The sequence below is a fragment of the Microbulbifer sp. genome, assembly GCF_036563125.1.
In the GTDB taxonomy this organism is placed as follows: Bacteria; Pseudomonadota; Gammaproteobacteria; order Pseudomonadales; family Cellvibrionaceae; genus Microbulbifer.
The window spans coordinates 1-3,910 of sequence record NZ_DATCMV010000110.1 but is presented as its reverse complement, the minus strand read 5'-3'; the positions used below and the strand labels follow the sequence as shown (position 1 = coordinate 3,910).

The 3,910-nt window shown below is 58.7% G+C and carries 3 protein-coding genes; all 3 read left to right on the top strand.

What is annotated here, in order from left to right; translation table 11 throughout:
• Positions 1–196, top strand: a 196-nt coding sequence (locus tag VIL80_RS08670) for an OmpW family outer membrane protein (RefSeq protein ID WP_332035715.1), incomplete at its 5' end; no start/stop codon positions are given.
• A gap of 159 nt (positions 197–355) precedes the next feature.
• A complete protein-coding gene (locus tag VIL80_RS08665) occupies positions 356–2,131 on the top strand; it encodes an ABC transporter transmembrane domain-containing protein (protein WP_414684535.1) in 1,776 nt (591 codons plus the stop codon).
• Positions 2,132–2,489: 358 nt separating this feature from the next.
• Positions 2,490–3,910 (top strand): hypothetical protein (locus tag VIL80_RS08660; protein WP_332035714.1); only part of this gene is annotated, 1,421 nt, incomplete at its 3' end.

Here is a 3,910-nt window from a genome sequence, read left to right as displayed (position 1 = left end):
CGGCGGCGTGTTCAAGGTCGGTGGCAGCTACGCACTGAGCGACCTCTGGCTGGTGGATGTCGCCTATGCGCGTCACTGGATCACCGCCAATGCCAAGGTTACCACCAGCACCCCGGGCGTGGGCGACGTAGCCCGCACCATCAGTGTGGATGTGGACCCGGATATCGTTTCGGTGGCCGTGGGTTACCGCTTCTAAATCGCCGCCGCGATCAAAGTGCGCCGAGTGGCGCTGTGAGGCCTGGCGCATGCCCGTATACTGAATGTCCGAATGACCCGGGTAGCCAGTATGTCGAACGCCGCCGAATCCGTCGCCAGCACCGCAGCGCCGCAAGCAGAATCCACCAACGCCGCGAATATGAGCGCCCGCCAAATGATGGCCGCGCTCTGGCAATTTGTCCGGCCGTACAAAGCGATACTGACGGGCGCCGTGGTGGCGCTGGTGTTTACTGCCATCGTCACCCTGTCCATCGGCCAGGGTGTTCGTCTACTGGTGGACCATGGGCTGACCGGGGATACCCGCGAGGCCCTCGCCCACGGGGTGCTGGTGCTTATGGTGCTGGCGGTACTGATGGCCCTGGGCACTTATGCCCGCCACTATCTTGTGTCTTGGCTGGGTGAGCGGGTGGTGGCGGATCTGCGCAACGCGGTATTCGCGCATATCGTTACCCTGCACCCGAGCTACTTCGAGACCAACCGCAGCGGCGAGATCATGTCCCGCCTCACCACCGACACCACCCTGCTGCAACACATCATCGGCAGCTCCTTCTCGATGGCACTGCGCAGCGCGCTGATGTTTGTCGGTGCACTGTTCCTGCTGCTGTTCACCAACCTCAAACTGAGCCTGATGGTGCTGGTGGGCGTGCCGCTGGTACTCATGCCAATCGTGCTCTACGGCCGCCGGGTGCGAAAACTGTCCAAGGCCAGCCAGGACTCCATCGCAGATGTGGGTAGTTACGCCGGTGAAATCATCCAGCACATCAAAACCGTGCAGAGCTACACCCGCGAGCAACACGAAACCCTGGCGTTTGCCAAGGAAGTGGAAACCGCATTTGACGTGGCCAAGCGCCGTATACGCCAGCGCTCGCTGCTGGTTTCCATCGTCATCCTGCTGATGTTCGGCGCCGTCGGTACCCTGTTGTGGGTGGGCGGCAACGATATGATTGCCGGGCGCATGAGCAGCGGCGACCTCGCCGCCTTCGTGTTCTACGCGATCCTGATGGGCTCCGCCGTCGCCACTATTTCCGAAGTCTACGGCGAACTGCAACGCGCCACCGGCGCCACCGAGCGGCTGGTTGACCTACTGAATGTAAAAGCGGAAATCCCGGTCAGCGAGGGCAATGCAGCCGCAGAGTTATCCACAGAACAAGGTGAAGCCCGCATGGCGTTTGAGGCGGTGGAATTCCGCTATCCCTCACGCCCGGATCACCCCGCCATTCTCGGCCTCGATCTCGATGTCGCCGCCGGCAAAAGCCTGGCTCTGGTCGGCCCGTCCGGCGCCGGCAAATCCACCCTGCTGGAACTGCTGCAGCGCTTCTACGACCCGCAACACGGGCGCATCACCCTGAATGGCACCGACATCCGCGAGCTGGATACCCATACCCTGCGCCGCCAGATGGCGGTGGTACCGCAGCAGCCGGCGCTGTTCACTGCCGATGTCTGGTACAACATCCGCTACGGCAAGCCCGACGCGAGCGACGAGGAAGTCATCGCCGCCGCCAAGGCCGCCCACGCCCACGACTTTATCCAGCAACTGCCGGACGGCTACAACAGCCATCTGGGCGAGCAGGGCACGCGTCTCTCCGGTGGTCAAAAGCAGCGCATCGCCATCGCCCGCGCCATTTTGAAAGACCCGAAAATCTTGCTGCTGGATGAAGCCACCAGTGCGCTGGATGCAGAGAGCGAACACCACGTGCAACAGGCCCTGCAGGCACTGATGAAAAACCGCACCACCATTGTCATTGCCCACCGCCTGGCCACCATTCTGCACGCCGATTGCATTGCGGTACTGGACCAGGGGCAGGTGGTTGCACAGGGCAGTCACGGGGAACTGGTGCAAACATCGCCGCTGTACAAGCGGCTGGCAGATCTACAGTTCCAAATCTCGGAATTGCACTCGCCCGCAGTGGAATAAATGCCCTCTGGAAGGGTTCTGTAATAGCCATGTAAGCGGATGTAAGCGCATGTAATTACGAGACGACTTTTATATTTATTTTCTATATCAATAGCTTGCCGAAGTCTTTTGGTCAGGATTTTTCCGCGCGCCATTTTCCTGTCGCAAGAAACATTTCAGGGCAATTGCCTAAAAAAATACTCCTCTGATAGTCTCGCCGCGCCCTGAAGGCAGCGCCTGGAAGTTTTCCGGTGCTGTCTCGATTTATCTCCCCCCAGTAAATCGATTTCAGGGCAACTCTCAAAACTACCCCGGCTTTCAATAGGGAATTTAAAGCCGGGTCTACGTACTTCTTTCATCGATGAAAAGGAATTTAGAGATGGCGGACACAAACGAACCCAAAGCAATCCAGTTCAGCGAAGCAGGGCAACCGGCAAAAATCAATTATCAGGTACCGCTGCCCGGTGCCCACACCGGACGGCGGATTATCGAGTTGGATCTCGGGCTCGGTGCCAAAGACTTTACCGCACTGGCAAAAACCGCGGGCACGTCCTACAAGGATTCCCTCGGCGTCGACCCGAAAGTGAAAGACAAAATTCTGCCCAGCGACACCAAGGTGCAGAATTTTCTCAGTGAGAGTGTCCAGCGTATCAGCACCCGGGTGACCCGGCTGCCACTGAGCGTAAAGCCCGCGCGTGCAACAATGGATCAGGCAGTCGCTGCGTCAGGTACCAGTCAGCAGCAGAAAACCATCCAAGCGTTGAATCAGACCATTGATCCCGACGCGTTCAAGGAAATCATCAATATCGGGATTGTGATGGTGCCGACCGTAGGGTGGGCCGGTAATCTCATTTACACTCCGCACCCCATCGAGTCACCGGAGAAACCAAAAATTTTCCTAGTGGAGCGCTACGGCATCAGTTCTTTCCTCGGTGATTACGGCATGGGTAAAACCGTGAAGACCTTCACGCTGCTGCCCGGGGAAACCACCAAGATTTCCATGCGCACCTGGCAGAGCACCAAGGAGAGCCGACAGGAGTCATCCAGTATTATCGACTCCCACGAGCAGTCGGCCCGCGAACGTTTCGCCGATAAAATCCAGAACGAGACTACCGACAAGCAGACCAAATCCAAGACCGAAGAGTGGCACGTGGAAGCCGAAGTCTCCGCGAGCTGGGGCTTCGGCAGTGCCAGTGTTTCCGGTGGCGGCAGCGGCGAGTACTCCAGCGGCCGCGAGCAGTTTGCCAAGCAGGCGGCAGAGTCCGTCAAGGAACACGCCGCAGAAGCGTCGAGCAAACGCGAGATGTCGGTCACCAGCAGTTCCGAGCGCGAAGAGGAATCCGGATCCGAAACCATCATCGAGCGCACCATCAGCAATGCCAATATGCGGCGTGTGCTCAACTTCGTATTCCGCGAGTTGAATCAGGAGTACATCACCAAGCTGCATCTGAAGGACGTGCGTGTGGCGTTTACCAATGGCCGCCGTGATTCCTGGCGCGAAGTGCCAATCTCCGGGCTACTGGGCTTCCTGCAGGAATTTGTGGTTGAGCACAAAATTCCGAAAGTGGCGCGCGCCATTTTGAAGGTCGCCGGATTTATTGCCGACCGTGAAGACGTGATGGTTCCCACTCTCGAGCGCGTGAACCTGGTCGACCACGGCACCCGCATCGAAATCACCCCGGCCTCCCTGGATGAAAACGGCGAGTTTCCGGTACCGACGCCCACCAGCTACTACCGTTTCAAAACCGGGCCGCTGCACCAGGACAACACCAGCAATCCAGTGGACGGTGTACTGCTGAA

Coding starts and splice junctions, on each gene's coding strand:
- VIL80_RS08665 (WP_414684535.1), top strand. CDS start 356: ATGAGCGCCCGCCAAATGATGGCCGCGCTCTGGCAATTTGTCCGGCCG.